The following is a 24,043-nucleotide window of genomic DNA, read 5'->3' on the forward strand; positions in this document are numbered from 1 at the left end:
GTCGGTGTCGGCGGCGCGTGCGAGGATCGGAGACGTACCTCACACGTGCAGGCGAAGGAGCGCGCGATGGCCACGAAGCCGCCCAAGGGTGATCCGGTTCAGGACGCACCGCGGGTCACCGAGGTCCAGCACGCGGCGGCGGGCGTTCCGGCCATCGGCCACACCCTGCGCGTCGCGCAGCGGCAGATGGGCGTGCGGCGGACCGCGCTGACGCTGCTGAGCGTCAACCAGAAGGACGGCTTCGACTGCCCGGGCTGCGCCTGGCCGGAGCCGGAGCACCGGCACAAGGCGGAGTTCTGCGAGAACGGCGCGAAGGCCGTGGCCGAGGAGGCCACCCTGAGGCGGGTCACCCCGGAGTTCTTCGCCGCGCACTCCGTGGCCGACCTCGCGACCCGCAGCGGCTACTGGCTGGGTCAGCAGGGGCGGCTCACGCATCCCGTGTACCTCCCGGAGGGCGGCGACCACTACGAGCCGGTCACCTGGGAGCGCGCGTTCGACATCGTCGCGGAGGAGATCGCCGCCCTGGGCTCGCCCGACGAGGCGGTCTTCTACACCTCCGGGCGCACCAGCAACGAGGCGGCGTTCCTCTACCAGCTCTTCGCCCGCGAGCTGGGCACCAACAACCTGCCGGACTGCTCCAACATGTGCCACGAGTCGTCCGGTTCGGCCCTGACCGAGACCATCGGCATCGGCAAGGGCAGTGTCCTGCTGGAGGACCTCCACCGGGCCGACCTGATCATCGTGGCCGGCCAGAACCCGGGCACCAACCACCCGCGCATGCTCTCCGCGCTGGAGAAGGCCAAGGAGAACGGCGCGAAGATCATCAGCGTCAACCCGCTGCCCGAGGCCGGCCTGGAGCGCTTCAAGAACCCGCAGACACCGAAGGGGCTCACCACCGGGGCCGCCCTCACCGACCTGTTCCTGCAGATCCGCCTCGGTGGCGACCAGGCCCTGTTCCGGCTCCTCAACAAGCTGGTCCTCCAGACCGAGGGCGGGGTCGACGAGGCGTTCGTCCGGGAACACACGCACGGCTTCGAGGAGTTCGCCGAGGCCGCGCGCGGCGCCGACTGGGAGGAGACGCTCGCGGCGACCGGCCTGACCCGCGCGGAGATCGAGGAGGCGCTGCGCCTGGTCCTCGCCTCGAAGCGCACCATCGTGTGCTGGGCGATGGGCCTGACCCAGCACAAGCACTCGGTGCCCACCATCCGCGAGGTCGTGAACTTCCTCCTGCTGCGCGGCAACATCGGCCGTCCGGGTGCGGGCGTCTGCCCGGTGCGCGGCCACTCCAACGTGCAGGGCGACCGCACGATGGGCATCTTCGAGCGTCCCGCGCCCGCGTTCCTGGACGCCCTGGAGAAGGAGTTCGGCTTCGCCCCGCCCCGCGAGCACGGCTACGACGTCGTACGGGCCATCCGCGCGCTGCGCGACGGCGAGGCGAAGGTCTTCTTCGCCATGGGCGGCAACTTCGTCTCCGCGTCCCCCGACACGGAGGTCACCGAGGCGGCGATGCGCCGCGCCCGTCTCACCGTGCACGTGTCGACGAAGCTGAACCGCTCGCACGCCGTCACGGGCGCGCGGGCCCTGATCCTGCCGACGCTGGGCCGCACCGAGCGCGATCTCCAGGGCGGGGGCGAGCAGTTCGTCACCGTCGAGGACTCGATGGGCATGGTGCACGCCTCGCGGGGCCGGCTCGAGCCCGCGAGCCGGCATCTGTTGTCCGAGCCGGCCATCGTGTGCCGGCTGGCGCGCCGGGTGCTCGGCGCCGGCAGCAGGGTGCCGTGGGAGGAGTTCGAGAAGGACTACGCGACGATCCGCGACCGCATCGGGCGCGTGATCCCCGGTTTCGAGGACTTCAACGCGCGCGTGGCCCGCCCCGGCGGCTTCGCCCTCCCCCACGCCCCGCGCGACGAGCGCCGTTTCCCGACGGCCACCGGAAAGGCCAACTTCACCGCCGCGCCGGTCGAGTACCCCGAACTGCCCGAGGGCCGGCTGCTGCTGCAGACGCTGCGCTCGCACGACCAGTACAACACCACGATCTACGGTCTGGACGACCGCTACCGGGGCATCAGGAACGGCCGCCGGGTCGTCCTGGTCAACCCCGAGGACGCCGCGGGGCTGGGCGTGCGGGACGGCTCCTACGTCGACCTCGTCAGCGAGTGGACGGACGGGGTGGAGCGCCGGGCGCCCGGTTTCCGCGTCGTGCACTACCCGACGGCCCGGGGCTGCGCCGCCGCCTACTACCCGGAGACCAACGTCCTGGTGCCGCTCGACGCCACCGCGGACACCAGCAACACCCCGGCCAGCAAGTCCGTCGTGGTGCGTCTGGAACAATCCGCTACCGACTGAGCGTTCGCTCAGCGACAGCGCGGCACGGCGCGCCGCCCGGCCGGCGGCGCGCCCCGCGCGGTCTGCCGTAGTGATCACGACGAACGGAGCCGGGCCCCATGGGAGAGCAGCACCACGTGAAGTTCCCGCAAGAGGTCATCGACGAGTACGCAGCTCTCGGAGTCGACCTGCAGGCACTGTTCTCCGCGGGCCACCTGGGCACGCGCATGGGCGTGCAGATCCTGGAGGCCTCGGCCGAGCGGGTCGTCGGGACGATGCCGGTGGAGGGCAACACCCAGCCCTACGGGCTGCTGCACGGCGGCGCCTCCGCCGTGCTGGCCGAGACGCTGGGATCGGTGGGGTCGATGCTGCACGGCGGCGCCTCCAAGATCGCCGTCGGCGTCGACCTCAACTGCACCCACCACCGCGGCGCGCGTTCCGGACTGGTCACCGGGGTGGCCACGCCGGTGCACCGGGGGCGGTCCACGGCGACGTACGAGGTCGTCATCACCGACGAGGCGGACCGGCGGGTGTGCACCGCGCGGCTGACCTGCCTGCTGCGCGACGTGACCCCGAAGGACGCGGAGGGCGTGGGCGGCGCGGGCTGATCCCGCGGGCGGTGCGGTGCGAGGGGCATGACGGCCCCGCACCGCACCGCCCCCTCCGGGCCGGCGGGTCTCCCGGCGTGCGAGGGCAGGGGCGGGGCGGCTCCCGGGCGGGGCGGGGGTGTCCGACCGTCCGCGGCGGCCGTGCGCAGGACGGTCCGGCGACCGGCACCGTCGCGGTGGTCCGGCCGGGTCACCTTGATCCACTTCTTCGAAACCGCAGGCCACAGCCCCCGAATCATAAATCCGGAACCTGGGATTCATGATCGGGTTTACCGGAACTCCGTATTCCGGTGGCCATTACACGAATAAATCGGCCTCGCGCGACCCTCTCCGCCGCCCCCACCCCACACCCCTCTTTCCGGACAAAAGAAGTCCCGCCGCCGGATCCACCACAAGATCGTCGCGCTCCCGCACGAGGCGGATTACCGGAAAGCGACGGGTGCGCCGAACCTCTTTCCCGAATGTAACTCTACGTAATACGCACGCAATGTCGACGCGCGGCTCCCCCTTGCGACACACGGGACAGGCCCCCCTCCCCGGGCCCCGCCCGTCGCCCTCGGCAACAAAGTCAGGTCATCACCAAAGCCCCCGATACACCTGAACACACCATGCCGGGTCCTGCGGTTTCTCATCATCCGGACAGGGCAAAACGGCGAGAATTCCGCCCTTCCCCCCACTCGGTACCGCTCTGCAATACGTCGTGTCATAACAAGAGAGTCACAGCCTTGGCCAGACCCTCCTCCACGTTCCCTGCACACGCTTAGAGTCACGGCCAGTCACCGCGCCGCCCGATTCTCATTTCGGCCCAGCGCTCGACTCGGCCGTTTCCACCCGGAAGCGACCGTCAGGGGAAAGGACTGGATCGTGCGTCAACGTTCGCTCATCGCCCTCACCGCGGCACTCGCGGCGGGATCGCTCACGCTCACCGCATGCGGCTCGCGCGACGACGACAGCAGCAACGGCAGTGGCGGCGGCGACAAGACCACTGTCGTGATCGGCATCGACGCTCCGCTGACCGGCGACCTCTCGGCCCTCGGCCTCGGCATGCGCAACTCCGCCGAGCTGGCGGTGAAGACGGCCAACAAGAAGGAGTACGTCAAGGGCGTCGAGTTCGAGCTCGAGGCCCTCGACGACCAGGCCCAGCCCTCCGTCGGTCAGCAGAACGCCCAGAAGTTCATCAGCGACAAGGACGTCCTGGGCGTCGTCGGCCCGCTGAACTCCAGCGTCTCCCAGCAGATGCAGAAGCCGTTCAACGACGCCGGCCTGGTCCAGGTGTCCCCGGCCAACACCGGTACCGAACTGACCCAGGGCGACGGCTGGAAGACCGGCAACTCCGTCCGCCAGTTCAAGACCTTCTTCCGCACCGCCACCACCGACGAGGTCCAGGGCGCCTTCGCCGCCGACTACCTCTACAACAAGGCCGGCAAGAAGAAGGTCTACCTGATCGACGACCAGAAGACCTACGGCGCCGGCCTCGCCGCCTCCTTCAAGACGAACTTCACCAAGCTCGGCGGCAAGATCGTCGGCACCGACCACATCAACCCCGAGGACCGCGACTTCAACGCCGTCGTCGCCAAGATCAGGAAGACCGGCGCCGAAGCCCTCTACTACGGCGGCGAGTACCCCGCCGCCGCCCCCCTGAGCCAGCAGCTCAAGGACAGCGGCCAGAACATCCCGCTCATGGGCGGCGACGGCATCTACTCTGCCGAGTTCCCGAAGCTGAACAAGAAGGCCGAGAACGACCTCGCCACCTCCGTCGGCAAGCCCGTCGAGCAGCTCCCCTCCGCCAAGGAGTTCATCGAGAACTACAAGGCCGAGGGCTTCGAGGACGCGTACGAGGCCTACGGCGGCCTCACCTACGACGCCACCTGGTCCATCATCGAGGCCGTCAAGCTCTCGGTCGACGGCAACGACGGCAAGCTCCCCTCCGACGCCCGCAAGGACGTCCTGGACGCCATGAGCAAGGTCAAGTTCGACGGCGTCACCGGCACCATCTCCTTCGACGAGTTCGGTGACACCACGAACACCCTGATGACCGCGTACAAGGTCAAGGGCAGCGCATGGGCGCCCGAGTACAGCGCCTCCCCCAAGTTGGACTGAGCAAGGGGACGCACGACAGGACACCCCTCACACATTGATCCAGGCCGCGCGGGAGCGCCCACCAGCGCTCCCGCGCGGCGCCGTATCCGAACCACTCCACGGAGGCCCTGCGGTGCACGAACTGCCGCAACAGCTGGCCAATGGACTCATCCTCGGCGCGATGTACGGACTCATCGCGATCGGCTACACGATGGTCTACGGCATCGTCCAGCTCATCAACTTCGCCCACGGCGAGATCTTCATGGTCGGGGGCTTCGGGGCCCTCACCGTCTTCCTCATACTCCCCGACGGTTTCGCCCTCGGCGCCGCCGTCCCCCTCATGATCCTCGGCGGTGTCGTCGTCTCGGTCGCCTTCGCCACCGCGGCGGAACGCTTCGCCTACCGGCCCCTGCGCGGCGCACCGCGACTGGCACCCCTGATCACCGCCATCGGCCTGTCCATCGTCCTCCAGCAGATCGTGTGGATGTGGTACCCCGAGGCGAAGAAGGACCGTTCCTTCCCGCAGTTCCAGGGCGAGCCCATCGACCTCTTCGGCGCCACCATCCAGCGCGGTGACCTGTTCGTCCTCATCGCCGCCCCCCTGTGCATGGTCGCCCTCGGCCTCTTCGTCTCCAAGACCCGCTCCGGCCGCGGCATGCAGGCCACCGCCCAGGACCCCGACACGGCCAAACTCATGGGCGTCAACACCGACCGCATCATCGTCATGGCCTTCGCCATCGGTGCCGCCTTCGCCGCGATCGCCGCCGTCGCCTACGGCCTGAAGAACGGTCAGGTCGGCTTCCGGATGGGCTTCCTGATGGGCCTCAAGGCCTTCACCGCCGCCGTGCTCGGCGGCATCGGCAACATCTACGGCGCCATGCTCGGCGGCATCGTCCTCGGCGTCGCCGAGGCCCTCGCCACCGGCTACATCGCCAACGTCCCCGGCATGGACCTCTTCGGCGGCGGCGCATGGAAGGACGTGTGGGCGTTCGCCCTGCTCATCCTCGTCCTGCTCTTCAGGCCACAGGGCCTGCTCGGCGAACGCGTCGCGGATCGGGCGTGATACCCATGACCACCAAAACTCCCACCGACAAGACCACGGACACCACCAAGGTGACCACCGCCACTCCGATCGTCCCGCTGCCCGCCGCCGCGGCCCGCGCGACCACCCTCGCCGGCTCGGCCCTCGCCCTCGCCGGCACCTTCCTCGCCTGGACCTGGACCGACGAGTTCCCCGGCGACCTGACCGTCACCGGCTACCCCGGCGGCCTGCAGGTCCTCACCCTCGTCGGATCCGCCCTGACCCTGCTGTTCGTCCTCTCCGGATACGGCATCCGCGGCCTGGGCTGGCTCACCCCCGGCGGCACCAACAGCCCCGTCCTGCTGAGCGCCCTCGGCGTCCTCGGCACCACCGGGTACGCCCTGGGCGCCATCAGCCAGGAACTCGGCGGTCTCGTCAACCTCGAACCCGGCGCATGGGTCTCCGGCGGCGGAGCCCTCGTCGCCGTCGTTGGCGCCCTCGGCCTCCCGGCCGACCAGCCCTACGACGAGGACGAACCGACCCCGGGCCTCTGGGGCCGGATCCGCCACGCCCTCACCGCCCCCGAACCCCGCCGCGCCGGGAACCTCCCCTCCTGGGCCGAGATCCTGATCATCGCCGCCGGCTTCGGCGTCGGCCTGTACGTCTTCGCGTACGGCATCGGCACCGAGTACTCCGAACTCTTCATCGGCTTCCTCGTCATCGCCGCGTTCGGATTCACCGCCGTCACCCGCGCAGGACTCCTCAAGCAGCTCTCGGACCTCACCGCCAAGCACCGCAACGTCACCCTCGCGGCCGCCTTCGCCACGGCGATCTGCTTCCCCTTCACCCAGAGCAACGAACAGTTCGCCCTCATCGGCGCGAACATCCTGATCTTCGCCACCGTCGCCCTGGGCCTCAACGTCGTGGTCGGCCTCGCCGGCCTCCTCGACCTCGGCTACGTCGCCTTCCTCGGCGTCGGCGCCTACGCCGCCGCCCTGGTCTCCGGCTCCCCGCAGTCGAGCATCGGCGTGCACTTCCCGTTCTGGGCGGCCGTCCTCACCGGCGCCCTCGCCTCGCTGGTCTTCGGCGTGGTGATCGGCGCCCCGACCCTGCGCCTGCGCGGCGACTACCTCGCCATCGTGACGCTCGGCTTCGGTGAGATCTTCCGCATCACCATGAACAACCTGAACGGCAACAGCGGACCCGACGTCACCAACGGCTCCAACGGCATCCCGAACATCCCCGACCTGGAGATCCTCGGGTTCAACCTCGGAGTGCCGCACGACGTCCTCGGCCACGAGCTCACCCGCTCCGGCAACTACTACCTGCTGATGCTGCTGTTCACGGCCGTCGTCGTCATGGTCTTCCGCCGCTCCGCGGAATCCCGCATCGGACGCGCCTGGGTCGCCATCCGCGAGGACGAGACCGCCGCCACCGCCATGGGCATCAACGGCTTCCGCCTCAAGCTCCTCGCCTTCGCCCTCGGCGCCTGCCTGGCCGGCCTCGCCGGCACCGTGCAGTCCCACGTCTCCTACAGCGTCACCCCCGAGCAGTACCAGTTCGCCGGCTCCGTGCCGCCCAACTCGGCCTTCCTGCTCGCCGCCGTCATCCTCGGCGGCATGGGCACCATCAGCGGCCCGCTCATCGGCGCCGCACTGCTCTACCTCATCCCGGCCAAACTCCAGTTCATGGCGGAATACCAGCTGCTCCTCTTCGGTGCCGCCCTCATGCTCCTCATGCGCTTCCGCCCCGAAGGACTGGTCGCCGACCGCAGGAAGCAGCTCGAGTTCCACGACACCGGACAGCTCGACGTACCGGACGACAAGCCGCTCCCCGACGGCGCGACCGGCGTCGCGAAGGCAGGGGCGTGACCACCATGACCACCACCACCGCACCCACCGCCACCACGGTCCTCGACGCCAGCGGCGTCACCATGCGCTTCGGCGGCCTCACCGCCGTCCGCTCCGTCGACCTCACCGTCAACAGCGGCGAGATCGTCGGCCTCATCGGACCCAACGGCGCCGGCAAGACCACCTTCTTCAACTGCCTCACCGGCCTGTACGTCCCCACCGAGGGCAAGGTCGAGTACAAGGGCACCGTCCTGCCGCCCAAACCGCACCTGGTCACCCAGGCCGGCATCGCCCGCACCTTCCAGAACATCCGGCTCTTCGCCAACATGACCGTCCTGGAGAACGTGCTCGTCGGACGGCACACCCGCACCAAGGAAGGCCTCTGGTCGGCCCTGCTGCGCCTGCCCGGCTTCAAGAGGGCCGAAGAGGCGTCCCGCGAACGCGCCATGGAACTCCTGGAGTTCACCGGACTCGCCGCCAAGGCCGACCACCTCGCCCGCAACCTGCCCTACGGCGAACAGCGCAAGCTCGAGATCGCCCGGGCCCTCGCCAGCGAACCCGGCCTGCTCCTCCTCGACGAGCCCACCGCGGGCATGAACCCCCAGGAGACCCGCGCCGCCGAAGAACTCATCTTCGCCATCCGGGACAAGGGCATCGCCATCCTCGTCATCGAGCACGACATCCGCTTCATCATGAACCTCTGCGACCGGGTCGCCGTGCTCGTCCAGGGCGAGAAGATCGTCGAAGGACCCGCCGAAGTCGTCCAGGCCGACGAACGCGTCATCGCCGCCTACCTCGGCACCCCCTTCGAAGGCGCACCCGGCCAGGACGAGGCCGCCGAGGTCGAGGCCGCCGAAGCGCACAGCACCACAGAAGGGGACGACAAGTGACCGCACTGCTGGAGGTCGAGGACCTCAGGGTCGCCTACGGCAAGATCGAAGCCGTCAAGGGCATCTCGTTCACGGTCGACGCGGGCCAGGTCGTCACCCTCATCGGCACCAACGGAGCCGGCAAGACCACCACCCTCAGGACACTGTCCGGACTGCTCCAGCCGGTCTCCGGCCACATCAGGTTCGACGGCCGGTCACTGCGGAAGATCCCCGCCCACAAGATCGTCTCGCTGGGGCTCGCCCACTCCCCCGAGGGACGGCACATCTTCCCCCGCATGACCATCGAGGACAACCTCCGCCTCGGCGCCTACCTCCGCAACGACAAGGAGGGCATCGAGAAGGACATCCAGCGCGCCTACGACCTCTTCCCCATCCTCGGGGAACGCCACAAACAGGCCGCGGGCACCCTCTCCGGCGGCGAGCAGCAGATGCTCGCCATGGGACGGGCACTGATGTCCCGGCCCAAACTGCTCATGCTCGACGAACCCTCCATGGGCCTCTCGCCGATCATGATGCAGAAGATCATGGCGACCATCGCCGAACTGAAGTCCCAGGGCACCACCATCCTGCTCATCGAACAGAACGCACAGGCCGCCCTGTCCCTCGCCGACCACGCCCACGTCATGGAGGTCGGCAAGATCGTCCTCTCCGGCACCGGACAGGACCTCCTCCACGACGAGTCGGTCCGCAAGGCCTACCTCGGCGAGGACTGAACCGACGGCACCCGGCACACGAGGGCCGCCACCGCACCCCGGTGGCGGCCCTCACGCGTCGCCGGCCACGCGTTCTCGCACCGATGCCACGTCGTCACCGGGCGCCGCGAGCGGTGGCACTACGGCATGTGCCCTTCCTCCACCACCTCTTCGGCCTCCTCCAGCGCCTCGGAGGCCACTCGGCGCAGCTCCCCCTCGAGCGTCGAGACGGACTTCCGCAGGAAACCGACCACCTCGTCGGAGGAATCGGCCAACTGGGGGATCAGATAGCAGACCTCACGGAAATACTCGGCATCCGACCCGTCCGCGTGGCCCAGCAGCTCGGGCAGTGCCGCCAGGATCTCGCCCCTGCTGTAGTCCGCGACGTCGACGGACCCGCCCTCCAGCCCGGCGCGCGCGGACGCGTTGCGGGCGTTCAGGATCGACTCGAGGAGGCTCACGGCCTGCGGCGTCAACGGCGTACCCGTCCGGGCCAGGTGCGTCAGCGCGTCGACACAGGGCGCGGCGGCACTGTACAGATGCCCCTGGTTGGCGACCTCGCAGTACAGAAGCCGACCGGCGCGGGACCGCTCGTCGGGATCCTGCCCGACCAGGCGCTCGAGATGCGCCGGAAGCTCGGCCGCCGGAACACTCAGCGTCTCCAGGGAATCCCAGTCCCAGGTCTGCGAGAAGATCACTGCAGGTCACTCTCCCACGTCGTTCCCGGTGCGAACTGCTCGCGCAGAGTGCGACCTTCGCATCGCACGCACACCGCTTCCGGCACCCGTTTCAGAGGCCTCAAAGGCACGCTGTAGATGATATCTTCCGGCCTCGCCCCCTTACCGACGAGTTCGTCCCGGACCAGGTCCTCCGCACAGAAGTCACCGGCCCCGGTCTTCTTCAGCCCCACCGCGACCTCGCCGGTGCGCACGTCGACACCGGCCGACCCCATCGCGTACTCCCTGATCTTGCTCCGGGACATCGTCTCGTGCATCTCGTCCAGCTTGTCGGAGAGCGCCTGGTTGGCCCTCTGCGACGCCTCCTCGTAGGTGAGCCGCCGGGGATACGGCGAGAGCCCGAGCGGGTCCGCGGCACTGTACGGGTTGTCGACGTAGGTCACCGGGTTCGGCGCCGGAACGACCCCCAGCGGATCGGGGGCCGTGTACCGCCCGGTCTCCGGGTCGTAGTGGCGGAAGAGGTTGTAGTGCAGCCCGGTCTCGGGATCGTAGTACTGACCCGGGAAGCGCAGCGGGGTGTAGGCGCTGCTGGACCGCGCCCAGGCGGTGGTGCCCCAGAGCGTGGTGCGGGTGCGCCAGACGATCTCGCCGGACTCGTCGACCAGTTCGGTGGGCGCGCCGATCAGGTCGGTGGCGATGGCGAAGAAGCGCCGGTCGACCTCTTCCTGACGGGCGTCCGGCGTGAGGATGCGTTCCGTCTGGGCGATCGGCACGAGACCGCGGTGGTCCCAGGTGAGGACGACCGGGTTCGGCACGGTCTCGGCGACCGTGGTCTGTTCGCACAGGGTCATGCCGTCCCAGCTGAACCGGACCTCCTCGACGACCGTCTCACCGTCCGCCGCCAGCCGCTGCTTGGCGGTGCGGCGGCCCAGCGGGTCGTAACGGTAGCGCCACCGAGTGCCGTCGGGAGTGGTCACCGCACTGAGGCGGTCCTCGGCGTCCCACTCGTAGCGCCACGTGTCGGGCCTGCGCGACAGACGGGTCTTCCGGCGCAGGACGACCCGGCCGAGGGCGTCGTGCTCGAAGCGGACACCGCCGGCCCGGGCGATCCTGGTGCCCACGTAGGCACGTGAACCGGTGGCCTCGTGACCGGGGTGGGAGGAGGGCCAGGACGCCTCGGTCTGGTTGCCCGAGGCGTCATAGGCGTACCGCTCGGTCCAGCCCCGCGCATGGACGGCGGTGACCCTGCCGAGCGGGTCGAGTTCGAAACTGCGGGCACCGGCCAACCGGTCCTCGACCGAGGTGAGATGACCGTCGGCACGGTAGGCGTAGGTGCGGCTGTTGAGGACGCGCTCACCGGCGGTGAGGTCCTGGGCGACCAGCCGCCCGGCCTCGTCCCAGGCCGAGGACAGGGCGAGGAAACCACCGAAGACGCGCTCCAGCTCCCGCCCGGCCTCGTCGTGGGTGAACGAGATCTCCTGCCCCCCGGCCCTCACCCGCTCCGGACGCCCGGCGGCGTCATAGGCGTAGGTGGTGACCAGACCCGTCGGCGTGACCCGACGCACCCGGCGACCGGCAGCGTCGTAGGCGAGATCCAGGGCCCTGCCGTCGACGAGCTCGGTCCTGAGCAGACCACGCCGGTCGTAACGGCGCACCAGCTCACCGTCCGGACCGGACGCCTGGACCAACCGCCCCGCCCGGTCGTAGAGGTAGGAGGTGACCCGGCCCCCCGCGTCCTTGCGGACCATCCTGCCGAGTTCGTCGTACTCGTACGCGACGGTCCCGCCGAGGTGGTCGGACCGGGACACGAGCTGCCCCGCAGCATCCAGGCGGTAGGCGACCGTACGGTCGTCGAAGTCCGTCTCGGACACCAGCCGCCCCGCGGCGTCGTACCCGTAGTCCCAGGTCAGCCCCTGCGGCGAGGTCACCCGGGTGAGCCGGAGCCCGGCATCGTGCTCGAACTCGTAACGGGCGCCGTCGGGCCCGGTACGAGCGGCGAGCAGATCGAAGTGGGTGTACTCGAACCGCGTGACACCCCCGGCCGGATCGGTCCGGGTCAGACAGTTGCCCTCACCGTCGTAAGTCCACGACTCACCGGAACCGTCGGGCCCGGTCCGGGCGGCGAGCAGACCCTCGGCAGTCCACGAGAAGCGGGTGACACCACCGACCGGATCCACGACACACGTCTCCCGGCCGAACGCGTCCCGCTCGATACGGGTGACACCCCCGGCGGGATCGGTGACCCTCACCGGACGCCCGGCGGCATCGCACCGCACGACCGTGGTGGCACCCAGCGGATCGGTGACGGAGACCAGACGACCGGCCCCGTCGTGGACGAGACGCGTGGTGTTCCCGGCGGGATCGGTGACAGCGGTCCGGTTGCCCCGCTCGTCGAACTCCTGCGACCAGCCGGCGCCATCCGGCCCGACGAGCCTCGTCGGCAACCCCAACGGCCCCCGCTCGGCCCGCAGCTCACTGCCGTCGGGATGAGTGACGGTGACCAACCGACCGTCCTCGTCGTACGCGAAGGAGGTCGTCCGGCCGAGCGGATCCGTACGGGACAGCAGATTGCCACGAGCGTCGTAACCGAAACGAACGGTGTGCCCCAGCGGATCGGTGGTGGCGACCACCCGGCACCGACGGTCGACGAGGTGACGGGTGACCGCACCGTCCGCCGTCGTCAACGTCGTCGTACGGTGACCCGTCTCCGGGTCCGGCTCGGTATAGGCCAGCGCGATCTGCACGTGACCCGCCTCGCCGCCCTCGGCGACGACACGGTCACGATCGTCGTACGCGTAGTCGTAACGACTCCCGTTCGAGTCGACCCAGGCGACCACCCGGCGGCGTTCGTCGTAGACGAACGTGGTCGTGGCACCGGACGGCTTCGTGACGGCCGTGAGATTGCCGTCCTCGTAGCCGTACCGCATCAGCACCAGATCCGCGCCGCCCTCACCCGCCCCCACCAGGGACAGGGCCACGACCCGGCCCTCGGCACACGTCACCCTCACCTCGTGACCCGCCGAATGCACCAGAGCCAGCGGCAGACCGTCCTCGGCCCGGTCGACGTCCACCGCATGGCCGTTGCGCTCGGTGACACGGGACAGCCAACAGGTGGCGTCACCACCCGGTTCCACACCCACCGGAGCGGCGAAACGGCGCACCACACCCGTATCGAGATCGGTGACGGTGTAATCACCGTCGACCTCACGCGCCAACGACGTCCGCCCCACCCCCGACACGGGACGCGTCGGAACCCCGGGCACCGGATGCGGATACGTGATCAGCAGACCGTCGGCAGTGACGTGGACGACACCCACCGGATCCACCACGACCCGTTCGTCGACCGTCGACGTCCACGACACACCCATGAACCGGCCCGCCGTACAACCGGACTCCGTACGCCGGGTGAACGTCAACGGCAGGATGCCGGCCACCACCACATCCGTCTGCGACAGGAACATCCGCCCCGAGGCGAGATCCACCGGATCCGTGCCGTCCGTGACACGCTCACCGTCCGGACGGTTGTGCGTGCCCTCCGGCGCATCGTCCACCAACCGCCGCAACCGCGCCGCATCGGCCGCCTCCTCCGCGACCCGCACCCCCTTCACCGCCGCACCGCCACCCCCCGTGGCCGCGGTCAACGCCAGATCCGGGATCAGACGACCGAACCCCTCCGCCGGGTCCTTCATGAAGTCGCCGACCATCTGCTTACCCGTACCGACCGGATCGTTGGCCGCCACCACCAACCCCGCCGCCAGACTGTTCAACGACGTCGCGTACTCCGCCGGATGCGTCAGGTTGTACGGATCCATCGGATTGACACTGCGGACGAAATTCACGATCCCCGCGGTGCCCTTGATGATGCCGCCACCGACATGATCACCGATGATCCGCGCCTCCTGCAGACCACCACCCAGCTGATCCGCGTACGACGGCTTCTCCGGCGCCTTGTCACGAGCCGCACGCACCGCACCGCGCGCAGCCTCCGCAGCGGTGTTGCGCTGCTTGCGCGCCTCCGCCAGCAGATCCTGCGCCTCCTTCATCAACGCCTTGCCCGGATCGTCGAACGTCGGCGCCGGGCACGGCGGCAACGTGGACGGATCCCGCTTGTCCGGAGCCTGCGCGTGGTAACGGTCGACGGCCTTGTTGTAGTCGTCGACCTTCTTGCGATGAGCGTCCGCCGCCTCCTCCGACGCCTTGACGCCCTCCTTCCACTTGTCGATCGCCGCCTGCGCCTGCCCCTGCGCCCACTCCACCGTCGTGGCGAACGCCTCCAACGCGGCAGCCGCCTCCTCGCACGCGTCGGCGCCCTTGAACCACTTCGGCGGCTGGGAACCCACCACCTTCCGCAGCGTCTCCGCCGCCTTGCCCTTCAACTCCGAGGAATCCAGGCCCTTCAGCCCGTCACCCACGCTGTCGAACGACGACTGGAACCCCCGCAACCGCTCAGCGGTCGACCGGATCTTCGACACACTGCCGTACACCAGCTTCGTCTTGTCCTCGGTCTGCCCGAGATCCATCTCGTCGACCTCGGCACCCATCCGGTTCGCCACCGAACGGGACTGCTCCCGCACCCAGTCCGCACCGGACTCCCAGCCGACGTCGTCCAGCCGGTCCGCCGTCCAGTTGCCGGCGTCCTCGACCCGGTTGCCGACCCACTCGACACCGTCCTCGACGGCGTTCTCCACCGAGTCCGGAGTGATGTCGCTGATGAAACCACCGATACCCACGCTCAGCTCCCCCCGGACTCACCCTGCCGCGCCTGCTGCTGCGCACGCTCCTGCGGCGACGGACCGAACGTGTCGTCCAACGCCCGGTCGAACCGATCGTCCGAGATCCCGAGCGCCTGGTTGAGCAGATCCACCCGACGCCCGCCCTCACCCTCGGTCAGAACGGTGCGACCGGTGTCCTTCCACGTCTGCGAGATGTCCTGCCCCGCCCGCTCGAACGACTGCGCACTCCAGTCCGGATCCAGATAATCCGGCGTGAACACGTCACCCCAGCCCTGCTGGGTGATCTCCTCCTCCGACGCATGCGGATTACCGCCCATCACCGAGTTCACACCGACCTTCAGCGCACCCTCGACGTACTGGTCGTGCTCCCACTGCGTACCCGCGGCCAGACCCAGCCGGTTGGCGATCTCACTGGCGTCGTGGACCAGGGCGCGCACGCCCCACTCCCAGCGCTCACAGAAATCCTCGAAGTCGGTCGACAGACCGTGGTGCCCGGCCTCCATACCGGTCATCGCCAACTCGGAGAAACCCTTGCCCATCACCGAGCCCGTGGAGTCACCGATCTCACCGAGCTGGTCGATCGTGGCACCCAGCCCCTTGGTGAACTTCGCGACCGCGGCCTTGTCGAACTGCAGATCCGGCCCGCCCCCGCTCACGCCCGCACCCCCTCACCCGTGTCGACCGCAGCCCGATCCGGCACGATGCCGACGACCGGTGGGAAGAACATCGCCCCGCCCTCCGTCGCGATGTCCACCGCGAGCCCCGCCGGCTCACCCAACGACGGCACGACCTCGTCGACGATGCGGGCACCGAGCAGAGCGGCATGGTCCACGGACCGCCCACCCGGCACGTGCAACAGGGCGAAACGCGCCAACGCGGCCTCGTCGGTGAAGGCACACACCCACCGCACCCCACCCGACCGCGCACTCCACAGACCACCGTCGACCAGCGGAACCAGCAGCACCGATCTCCGCATCTCGCCCACCAACGCCCGCGGATCCCCGACCCCGGCCCGCCGCTCCGCGATACGCCCGGCGAGCACCGTCCCTGCCTGCTCCACAACTCCTCCCCCACTCCGACGACTGGCGGCACCCTAGAACAGGACGCCACTCCAGCGACGGACGGTTCTGTGCAGGAACGGTGCGAACCACACGACGAAGCCCGCGCCCCCCACCGCACAGGGAACACGGGCCTCGTCAGGTACCGGGCGTCAGCCCTTGGACGCCTTCTTCTCCTCGGCGTCCTGGATGACCGCCTCGGCCACCTGCTGCATCGACATCCGCCGGTCCATCGACGTCTTCTGGATCCACCGGAACGCGGCCGGCTCCGTCAATCCGTACTGCGTCTGCAGCACCGACTTCGCCCTGTCCACCAGCTTCCGCGTCTCCAGCCGCTGCGAGAGGTCCGCGACCTCCTTCTCCAGCGCCTTCAGCTCCGTGAACCGCGAAACGGCCATCTCGATCGCCGGAACGACGTCACTCTTGCTGAACGGCTTCACCAGATACGCCATCGCCCCGGCGTCCCGCGCCCGCTCCACGAGGTCGCGCTGCGAGAACGCGGTCAGCATCAGCACCGGCGCGATACTCTCCTCGGCGATCTTCTCGGCCGCGGAGATACCGTCCAGCTTGGGCATCTTCACATCGAGGATCACGAGGTCGGGCCTGTGCTCCCGGGCCAGCTCCACGGCCTGCTCCCCGTCACCGGCCTCACCGACGACGGAGTACCCCTCCTCCTCCAGCATCTCTTTGAGATCCAGCCGGATGAGCGCCTCGTCCTCGGCGATGACGACACGGGTCGTCAGCGGAGGCACGTGCGACTCGTCGTCTTCGGGCACGTCAGCGGGCTGGGGCGACTCGGGGGCGGTCACGTGGGCGCTCCTTGTTCCGGGGCAGGCGGTACTGCTTCTCAGAGCCTACCTAGCTGCGGCTGACTGCGGTGAACCGGTACACTCCGATCAGCCATGTCGCCGGGTTGATGGAAGGGTAGACATGATCGCCTCAAAAGCGATTGCCTGAAAGGGCGTGCGGGTTCGAATCCCGCACCCGGCACCTCAAGTGGAGGATCACGTTCGCGTGGTCCTCCACTTTTCGCTGCCCAGAGTCACGGTTGGTCGCGCACAGTGTTCGCATGTACGACGTGAGCACACGCAAGCAAGCGCTCACGCTCGTGGCAAGGACGCCTGGCGCCGTCACCGCGCATGGCACCGCAAGATCCGGGACCGCCTGCCGACGACCGGGCGTACGCGCACCTCCTCGGCCTGTACCTAGGGGACGGCTGCATCAGCGCACACCCTCGCACTGGCTGCCACCTCCGTACCGCCTGCGCGGATGCGTGGCCTGGACTGCTTCAGCAGTGCCAAGCCGCCATCGTCGCGGTACGCCCTGGTGTGAGCGTGCACAACGCCCAGAGGCAGGGGTGCGTCGCGGTGACCGGCTACTCACAGCACTGACCCAAGTCTTCCCTCAGCACGGCCCCGGCGAGAAGTACGACCGTCGGATCGCGCTCGAGCCCTGACAGCAGCGGATCGTCGGTACATACCCCTGGGAACTCATCCGCGGACCAGTCCACTCCGACGGCTGCCGTATCACCAACTGGACCACGAGGATCGTGAACGGCGAGCGCAGCGCTATGAGTATCCGCGGTACTTCTTCACCCATGTGCCCGCCGATATCCGCGGCCCCTACACCGCGACCCTTGACAGTCTCGGCGTCGAGTGGAGCCAATGCAGGCGCAATGGCACGCCTTTCCACATCTCCGTCGCCCGCAAAGCCTCCGTAGCCCTGATGGACGCCCACGTCGGTCCGAAGTACTGACTACTTCGGGCTGTCGTCCTCGCCGATGCGGTGGACCCGGACCAGGTTGGTCGTGCCCGACACCCCCGGCGGGGAGCCGGCCGTGATGATCACGACGTCGCCCTTCCGGCAGCGGCCGTACTCCGTCAGGAGTTCGTCCACCTGGTCGACCATCGCGTCCGTGGAGTCCACGTGCGGGCCGAGGAACGTCTCCACGCCCCAGGTCAGGTTCAGCTGGGAGCGGGTCGCCGGTTCGGGGGTGAAGGCGAGGAGCGGGATGGGTGAGCGGTAGCGGGAGAGGCGGCGGGCGGTGTCGCCCGACTGGGTGAAGGCGACGAGGAACTTCGCGCCGAGGAAGTCGCCGATCTCCGCGGCCGCGCGGGCGACGGCGCCGCCCTGGGTGCGGGGCTTGTTGCGGTCGGTCAGCGGGGGCAGGCCCTTGGCGAGGATGTCCTCCTCCGCGGCCTCGACGATGCGGGCCATCGTGCGCACCGTGTCGGTCGCGTGCTTGCCGACGCTGGTCTCGCCGGAGAGCATCACGGCGTCGGTGCCGTCGATGACGGCGTTGGCGACGTCGGAGGCCTCGGCGCGGGTCGGACGGGCGTTGTCGATCATCGAGTCGAGCATCTGGGTGGCGACGATGACCGGCTTGGCGTTGCGCTTGGCCAGTTTGATGGCGCGCTTCTGGACGATCGGGACCTGTTCGAGGGGCATTTCGACGCCGAGGTCGCCTCGGGCGACCATGATGCCGTCGAAGGCGGCGACGATGTCCTCGATGTTCTCGACGGCCTGGGGTTTTTCGATCTTGGCGATGACGGGGAGGCGGCGGCCTTCTTCGTCCATGATGCGGTGGACGTCGGTGATGTCGCGTCCACTGCGGACGAAGGAGAGGGCGATGGCGTCGAAGCCGGTGCGCAGGGCCCAGCGGAGGTCGTCCTCGTCCTTCTTGGAGAGGGCGGGGACGGAGACGGAGACGCCGGGGAGGTTGAGGCCTTTGTGGTCGGAGACCATGCCGCCTTCGATCACCGTGGTGTGGACGCGGGGGCCGTCGATGTCGGTGACTTCGAGGCAGACCTTGCCGTCGTCGACGAGGATGCGTTCGCCGGGGGTGACGTCGGTGGCGAGGCCGGCGTAGGTGGTGCCGCAGGTGTGGCGGTCGCCGTCGGTGCCTTCTTCGACGGTGATGGTGAAGGTGTCGCCGCGTTCGAGGAGTACGGGGCCTTCGGTGAAGTGGCCGAGTCGGATCTTCGGTCCTTGGAGGTCGGCGAGGGTGCCGACGCTGTGGCCGGTCTCGTCGGAGGCTTTTCGGACGTGGTGGTATCGCTTTTCGTGTTCGGTGTGGGTGCCGTGGCTGAAGTTGAAACGGGCGACGTCCATTCCGGCGTCGACGAGGCCTTTGATCTGGTCGTAGGAGTCGGTGGCGGGTCCTAGGGTGCAGACGATTTTCGCTCGGCGCATGGGGCGAGCCTATGAGTTACCGATCGGTAGCGAATTGGACGCACATGACTGTCCAACCACCTTTGGGTGAAGGCTTGTTGACAAGTGCCGAATTGTGCGGCGGGGTGCTCCGATGAGCATTCCGCGGTCGCTCTTTCTTTCGCCCTTCGGGTGTGTGCGCGGCCTCCGCCTCGCCGGCCACTGTTGACAGGCGACGTGTTCAGGACAGAATCTACGCGCGTTGTTGATGGTGTGTCGTGTCGTCCGCAAGGAGAGTCAGCATGTCGTTGGACCGCCGGAAGTTCCTCAGCAGATCCGCCGTGACGGGGGCGGGTGTCGCGCTGGCCGGTGCGGCGGCGGTCCCGTCCGCCGAGGCCGCCGGGGCCGCCGGGGCCGCCGGGGTCGCCGGGACGCAGCGGGGCCACAAGAAGCCGAAGCGGTACGCGCTGACAGTGCTCGGTACGACCGACCTGCACGGGCACGTCTTCAACTGGGACTACTTCAAGGACGCGGAGTACACGGACGCGGCGGGCAACGCCCAGGGTCTGGCCCGGATCTCGACGCTGGTGAACCGGATCCGTGAGGAGCGCGGCCGGCACAACACCCTGCTGCTGGACGCGGGTGACACCATCCAGGGCACGCCGCTGACGTACTACTACGCGAAGGTGGACCCGATCACCGCGAAGGGGGGTCCGGTCCACCCGATGGCGCAGGCGATGAACGCGATCGGGTACGACGCGGTGGCTCTCGGCAACCACGAGTTCAACTACGGCATCGAGACGCTGCGGAAGTTCGAGGAGCAGTGCGACTTCCCGCTGCTGGGTGCGAACGCGGTGGACGCGAAGACGCTGAAGCCCGCCTTCCCGCCGTACTTCATGAAGACGTTCCGGGTGAAGGGCGCGCCGCCGGTGAAGGTGGCGGTGCTGGGGCTGACCAACCCGGGCATCGCGATCTGGGACAAGGCGTACGTGCAGGGGAAGCTGGCGTTCCCGGGGTTGGAGGAGCAGGCGGCGAAGTGGGTGCCGAAGCTGCGTTCGATGGGTGCGGACGTGGTGGTGGTGTCGGCGCACTCCGGTTCGTCGGGTACGTCGTCGTACGGTGACCAGGTGCCGTACGTGGAGAACGCGGCGGCGAACGTGGCCCGGCAGGTGCCGGGCATCGACGCGATCCTCGTGGGGCACGCGCACGTGGAGATCCCGGAGCTGAAGGTCGTCAACGAGGCGACGGGCAGGACGGTGGTGCTGTCGGAGCCGCTGTGCTTCGCCGAGCGGCTCACCGTGTTCGACTTCGATCTGGTCTTCGAGCGGGGCCGGTGGCACGTCGAGTCGGTGCGGGCGTCGCTGCGCGACTCCGGCACGGTGGAGGACGATCCGCGGATCGGCAGGCTCCTGGCGGACGAGCACGCGAAGGTCGTGGCGTACGTCAACCAGGTGGTCGGGACGGCCACCGAGACGTTGACGACGGTGGAGGCGCGGTACAAGGACGCGCCGATCATCGATCTGATCACCAAGGTCCAGGAGGACGTGGTCCGTCAGGCGCTGGCGGGTACGCAGTACGCGTCGTTGCCGGTGCTGGCGCAGGCGTCGCCGTTCTCGCGGACGTCGGAGATCCCGGCCGGCGAGGTGACGATCCGGGACCTGTCGAGCCTGTACGTGTACGACAACACGCTGGTGGCGAAGCTGATGACGGGGGCGCAGCTGCGGGCGTACCTGGAGTTCTCGGCGGAGTACTACGTGCAGACGGCGGCGGGTGTGCCGGTGGACGTGGAGAAGCTGACGAACGCGAACGGTCGTCCGGACTACAACTACGACTACGTGTCGGGGCTGACGTACGAGATCGACGTCGCGCAGGCGGCCGGTTCGCGGATCAGGAACCTGGCGTACCGGGGTGTTCCGTTGGACGACGCGCAGCAGTTCGTGCTGGCGGTGAACAACTACCGGGCCAATGGCGGGGGTGCGTTCCCGCACGTGGCGTCGGCGAAGGAGCTGTGGTCGGAGTCGACGGAGATCCGTACGCGGATCGCCGAGTGGGTGACGGCGAAGGGTGTGCTGGACCCGAAGGACTTCGCCTCGGTGGACTGGGTGTTGACGCGGGACGGTACGCCGGTGTTCTGATGCGCTGACGGCGTTCGCGGCCTCAGGTTCCTTCCGCCAGGGGGACGAGTTCCCGGTGGTGGCGTGCGGAGGGGATCTGGGGCCGTTGGCGTTCCAGGCCGAAGGTGGTGAAGGCGGTCCGGGTCGGCAGGGGGTAGGGCTCCTGGCCGGTGAGGTCGTTGAGGATGGTGGCGCTGCGCCAGGCGGCGAGGCCGAGGTCGGGGGCGCCGACGCCGTGGGTGTGGGTCTCGGCGTTCTGGACGTAGACGTTGCCGGTGACGGTGGGGTCGAGGAGGAGGCGGAAGCGTTCGTCGATGCGGGGGCGTCGGCGGTTGTCGCGGCGCAGGTAGGGGTCGAGGCCGGCGAGGATGTGGTCGAGGGGGCGTTCGCGGTAGCCGGTGGCGAGGACGACGGCACCGGTGGTGAGGCGGGACCGGGTGTTCTGCCGGGTGTGTTCGAGGTGGAGTTCGATCCGGGTGGCGGCGAGGCGGCCGGCGGTGCGGACGCGGACGCCGGGGGTGAGGACGGTGTCGGGCCAGCCGCCGTCGAGGGTGCGGCGGTAGAGCTCGTCGTGGATGGCGGCGCTGGTGTCGGCATCGATGCCTTTGTGGAGTTGCCATTGGGCGGCGACGAGGCGGTCGCGGACGGGCTCGGGCAGGGCGTGGAAGTAGCGGGTGTGGTCGGGGGTGAAGTGCTCCAGGCCGAGTTTGGAGTACTCCATGGGGGCGAAGGCGTCGGTGCGGCCGAGCCAGTGGAGGCGTTCGCGGCCGGCGGGGCGGTGGCGGAGCAGGTCGAGGAAGATCTCCGCGCCGGACTGGCCGGTGCCGATGACGGTGATGTGGTCGGCGGCGAGGAGCGCGTCGCGGTGGTCGAGGTAGTCGGCGGAGTGGATCACGGGGGCGTCTGGGGCGTCGACGAGGGGGCGGAGCGGGGCGGGGACGTGGGGTTCGGTGCCGATGCCGAGGACGACGTTGCGGGTGTGGGTGCGGCCGAGGGCTTCGGCTTCTCCGTCGGCGTCGAGTCGGGTGTGGTCGACTTCGAAGAGTTTCCGTTCGGGGTTCCAGCGCACGGCGTCGACCTGGTGGTGGAAGCGGAGGGTGGGGAGGTGTTCGGCCACCCAGCGGCAGTAGGCGTCGTATTCGGCGCGCTGGATGTGGAAGCGTTCGGCGAAGTAGAAGGGGAAGAGGCGTTCGCGGGCCCGGAGGTGGTTGAGGAAGGTCCAGGGGCTGGCGGGGTCGACCAGGGTGACGAGGTCGGCGAGGAAGGGGACCTGGATGCGGGCGCCGTCGATGAGCTGGCCGGGGTGCCAGTGGAAGGCGGGGCGCTGGTCGTAGAAGACGGCGTCGAGTGCGGGGAGCGGGTCGGCGAGCGCGGCGAGGGAGAGGTTGAAGGGGCCGATGCCGATGCCGACGAGGTCGCGGGGTGTGTCGGGGGTGTGGTGGGTGGGGGTGTTCGTCGTGGGGGTGTTCATCGTGGGGTGTGTCCTTCCACCAGGGTGAGGAGGCGGGCCAGGTCGTCGGCCCGGGTGTGGGGGTTGAGGAAGGTCGCCTTGAGCCAGAGCCGGCCGTCGGCGCGGGCGCGGCCGAGGACGGCGCGGCCGGTGGTGAGCAGGTCGCGGCGTACGGCGGCGACGGTGGTGTCGGTGGCGTGTGCGGGCCGGAACAGGACCGTGCTGATGGTGGGCTCGGCGTGCAGGGTGAAGCCGGGGTGGTCGTCGACGAGGGCGGCGAATGCGTGGGCGTGGGCGCAGACGTCGTCGACGAGGGCGCCGAGGCCGGTGCGGCCGAGGGTCTTGAGGGTGACGGCGATCTTGAGGATGTCGGGCCGGCGGCTGGTGCGCGGGGAGCGGGCGAGGAGGTCGGGGAGTCCGGCGTCGGTGTCGTCGTCGGCGTTGAGGTAGTCGGTGTGCTGTTGGAGTGCGGTGAGGTCGTCGGGGTTCTTGACGGCGAGGAGTCCGGCGGCGATGGGTTGCCAGCCGAGTTTGTGCAGGTCGAGGGTGAGGGTGTCGGCGGCGTCGAGGCCGGTGAGGCGGTCGCGGTGCCGGTCGCTGAAGAGGAGGCCCGCGCCGTAGGCGGCGTCGATGTGCAGGCGGGCGCCGTGGGCGGCGCAGCGGGCGGCGATCTCGGGCAGGGGGTCGATGAGGCCGGCGTCGGTGGTGCCGGCGGTGGCGGTGACGAGGTGGGGGCCGGGGAGGGTGGTGAGGGCCTCGTCGAGGGCGGTGGGGTCGAGGGTGCCGGCGGGGGTGGGGAGGGGGACGGGTTCGGGCAGGCCGAGGAGCCAGGCGGCGCGGGGCAGGGAGTGGTGGGCGTTGGTGCCGTGGAGGATCCGGAGGCCGGGACCGTGGGTCTCGCGGGCCAGGAGGACGGCGAGTTGGTTGGATTCGGTGCCGCCGGTGGTGACGAGGGCGTCGGCGGCGCCGGCCTGCCGGGCGAGGGCGCGGGTGACGAGGGTTTCCAGGGCGGTGGCGGCGGGTGCCTGGTCCCAGGAGTCGAGGGAGGGGTTGAGGGCGCTCGCGGCGAGGTCGGCGGCGACGGCGACGGCGAGGGGTGGGCCGTGCAGGTGGGCGGCGCACAGGGGGTGGGCGGGGTCGGCGGCGCCTTCGGCGAGTGCGGTGACGAGGACGCGGAGTGCCTCGGGGTCGCCCTGGTCGGGCAGGATCTCGCCGAGGGCGTCCCGGATGCCGGCGGTGACGGCGTCGGGGCCGCCGGCGGGCAGTGGTCCGCCGCGTGCGGCGGTGCCGGCGTGCAGGGCGTCGAGCACGGTGTCGCACAGGGGGCGCAGGGCGTCGGGGCCGTGCGGGCCCGAGGCGAGGGGCGGCATGCCCATGGGCTGTCCTCCGGGCGCGG

At 69.5% G+C, this 24,043-nt stretch carries 16 protein-coding genes, 1 tRNA gene and 1 pseudogene; 10 read left to right on the forward strand and 8 right to left on the reverse strand.

Annotation, left to right across the window (positions count from 1 at the left end; all coding sequences use genetic code 11):
- Positions 1–66 precede the first annotated feature (66 nt).
- From JHAT_RS15380 to JHAT_RS15410, 7 genes are all read left to right on the forward strand, one after another.
- Entirely contained in the window at positions 67–2,346 is a 2,280-nt protein-coding gene (locus JHAT_RS15380) for an FdhF/YdeP family oxidoreductase (RefSeq protein ID WP_077798736.1), read from the forward strand.
- Between the two features lie 98 nt (positions 2,347–2,444).
- A complete protein-coding gene (locus JHAT_RS15385; protein ID WP_077798737.1) occupies positions 2,445–2,933 on the forward strand; it encodes a PaaI family thioesterase in 489 nt (162 codons plus the stop codon).
- Positions 2,934–3,797: 864 nt separating this feature from the next.
- Positions 3,798–5,033, forward strand: coding sequence for a branched-chain amino acid ABC transporter substrate-binding protein (locus JHAT_RS15390; protein ID WP_077798738.1), 1,236 nt, complete (start codon positions 3,798–3,800; stop codon positions 5,031–5,033).
- Between the two features lie 112 nt (positions 5,034–5,145).
- Positions 5,146–6,075, forward strand: coding sequence for a branched-chain amino acid ABC transporter permease (locus tag JHAT_RS15395; RefSeq protein WP_077798739.1), 930 nt, complete (start codon positions 5,146–5,148; stop codon positions 6,073–6,075).
- 5 nt (positions 6,076–6,080) lie between these two features.
- Positions 6,081–7,904 carry a branched-chain amino acid ABC transporter permease gene (locus tag JHAT_RS15400; RefSeq protein ID WP_077798740.1) on the forward strand — a complete coding sequence of 608 codons (1,824 nt, stop codon included), beginning with the start codon at positions 6,081–6,083 and terminating at the stop codon, positions 7,902–7,904.
- Complete coding sequence (locus tag JHAT_RS15405) at positions 7,901–8,773, forward strand: ABC transporter ATP-binding protein (protein WP_107481934.1); 873 nt, start codon at positions 7,901–7,903, stop codon at positions 8,771–8,773. The genes JHAT_RS15400 and JHAT_RS15405 overlap by 4 nt, the downstream gene beginning before the upstream one ends.
- Entirely contained in the window at positions 8,770–9,486 is a 717-nt protein-coding gene (locus JHAT_RS15410; RefSeq protein ID WP_077798741.1) for an ABC transporter ATP-binding protein, read from the forward strand. Before JHAT_RS15405 ends, JHAT_RS15410 begins: the two co-directional genes overlap by 4 nt.
- Before the next feature lie 119 nt (positions 9,487–9,605).
- Here JHAT_RS15410 and JHAT_RS15415 read toward each other — a convergent pair whose 3' ends face one another.
- The 5 genes from JHAT_RS15415 to JHAT_RS15435 form a co-directional block, all read right to left on the reverse strand.
- Complete coding sequence (locus JHAT_RS15415; RefSeq protein ID WP_077798742.1) at positions 9,606–10,163, reverse strand: hypothetical protein; 558 nt, start codon at positions 10,161–10,163, stop codon at positions 9,606–9,608.
- Positions 10,160–14,872 (reverse strand): putative T7SS-secreted protein, encoded by a 4,713-nt coding sequence (locus JHAT_RS15420; protein WP_077798743.1) that lies wholly within the window; start codon positions 14,870–14,872, stop codon positions 10,160–10,162. The genes JHAT_RS15415 and JHAT_RS15420 overlap by 4 nt, the downstream gene beginning before the upstream one ends.
- Before the next feature lie 2 nt (positions 14,873–14,874).
- On the reverse strand, positions 14,875–15,531 hold the full coding sequence (locus JHAT_RS15425) for a hypothetical protein (protein ID WP_077798744.1): 657 nt from the start codon (positions 15,529–15,531) through the stop codon (positions 14,875–14,877).
- The gene (locus tag JHAT_RS15430; protein ID WP_077798745.1) at positions 15,528–15,935 is read right to left on the reverse strand and encodes a hypothetical protein; all 408 of its coding nucleotides are present in this window, start codon (positions 15,933–15,935) and stop codon (positions 15,528–15,530) included. The genes JHAT_RS15425 and JHAT_RS15430 overlap by 4 nt, the downstream gene beginning before the upstream one ends.
- A 150-nt stretch (positions 15,936–16,085) precedes the next feature.
- A complete protein-coding gene (locus tag JHAT_RS15435) occupies positions 16,086–16,742 on the reverse strand; it encodes an ANTAR domain-containing response regulator (RefSeq protein ID WP_077798746.1) in 657 nt (218 codons plus the stop codon).
- Positions 16,743–16,840: 98 nt separating this feature from the next.
- Here JHAT_RS15435 and JHAT_RS15440 point away from each other — a divergent pair.
- A tRNA-Leu gene (locus JHAT_RS15440) sits at positions 16,841–16,923 on the forward strand.
- Between the two features lie 113 nt (positions 16,924–17,036).
- A pseudogene (locus JHAT_RS35290) lies at positions 17,037–17,688 on the forward strand (transcriptional regulator); the annotation flags it as partial.
- Here JHAT_RS35290 and pyk read toward each other — a convergent pair.
- Positions 17,689–19,125, reverse strand: coding sequence for a pyruvate kinase (pyk, locus tag JHAT_RS15450; protein WP_077798747.1), 1,437 nt, complete (start codon positions 19,123–19,125; stop codon positions 17,689–17,691). It lies immediately after the preceding pseudogene.
- 260 nt (positions 19,126–19,385) lie between these two features.
- On the opposite strand from pyk, the gene JHAT_RS15455 reads away from it, so the two are divergent.
- Entirely contained in the window at positions 19,386–21,218 is a 1,833-nt protein-coding gene (locus JHAT_RS15455; protein WP_077798748.1) for a bifunctional UDP-sugar hydrolase/5'-nucleotidase, read from the forward strand.
- Positions 21,219–21,240: 22 nt separating this feature from the next.
- Here JHAT_RS15455 and JHAT_RS15460 read toward each other — a convergent pair whose 3' ends face one another.
- On the reverse strand, positions 21,241–22,668 hold the full coding sequence (locus tag JHAT_RS15460; protein ID WP_077798749.1) for a lysine N(6)-hydroxylase/L-ornithine N(5)-oxygenase family protein: 1,428 nt from the start codon (positions 22,666–22,668) through the stop codon (positions 21,241–21,243).
- On the reverse strand, positions 22,665–24,023 hold the full coding sequence (locus tag JHAT_RS15465; protein WP_077798750.1) for an aminotransferase class V-fold PLP-dependent enzyme: 1,359 nt from the start codon (positions 24,021–24,023) through the stop codon (positions 22,665–22,667). Before JHAT_RS15465 ends, JHAT_RS15460 begins: the two co-directional genes overlap by 4 nt.
- Positions 24,024–24,043: the final 20 nt, after the last annotated feature.

It is taken from the genome of Streptomyces sp. JHA26 (genome assembly GCF_002005565.1).
GTDB lineage: Bacteria > Actinomycetota > Actinomycetes > Streptomycetales > Streptomycetaceae > Streptomyces.

Excerpts from the sequence above, each read along its gene's own strand:
- JHAT_RS15385 (WP_077798737.1), top strand. The coding sequence starts at position 2,445 with ATGGGAGAGCAGCACCACGTGAAGTTCCCGCAAGAGGTCATCGACGAG.
- JHAT_RS15400 (WP_077798740.1), top strand. The coding sequence starts at position 6,081 with ATGACCACCAAAACTCCCACCGACAAGACCACGGACACCACCAAGGTG.
- JHAT_RS15465 (WP_077798750.1), bottom strand. The coding sequence starts at position 24,023 with ATGGGCATGCCGCCCCTCGCCTCGGGCCCGCACGGCCCCGACGCCCTG.
- pyk (WP_077798747.1), bottom strand. The coding sequence starts at position 19,125 with ATGCGCCGAGCGAAAATCGTCTGCACCCTAGGACCCGCCACCGACTCC.
- JHAT_RS15460 (WP_077798749.1), bottom strand. The coding sequence starts at position 22,668 with ATGAACACCCCCACGACGAACACCCCCACCCACCACACCCCCGACACA.
- JHAT_RS15380 (WP_077798736.1), top strand. The coding sequence starts at position 67 with ATGGCCACGAAGCCGCCCAAGGGTGATCCGGTTCAGGACGCACCGCGG.
- JHAT_RS15455 (WP_077798748.1), top strand. The coding sequence starts at position 19,386 with ATGTCGTTGGACCGCCGGAAGTTCCTCAGCAGATCCGCCGTGACGGGG.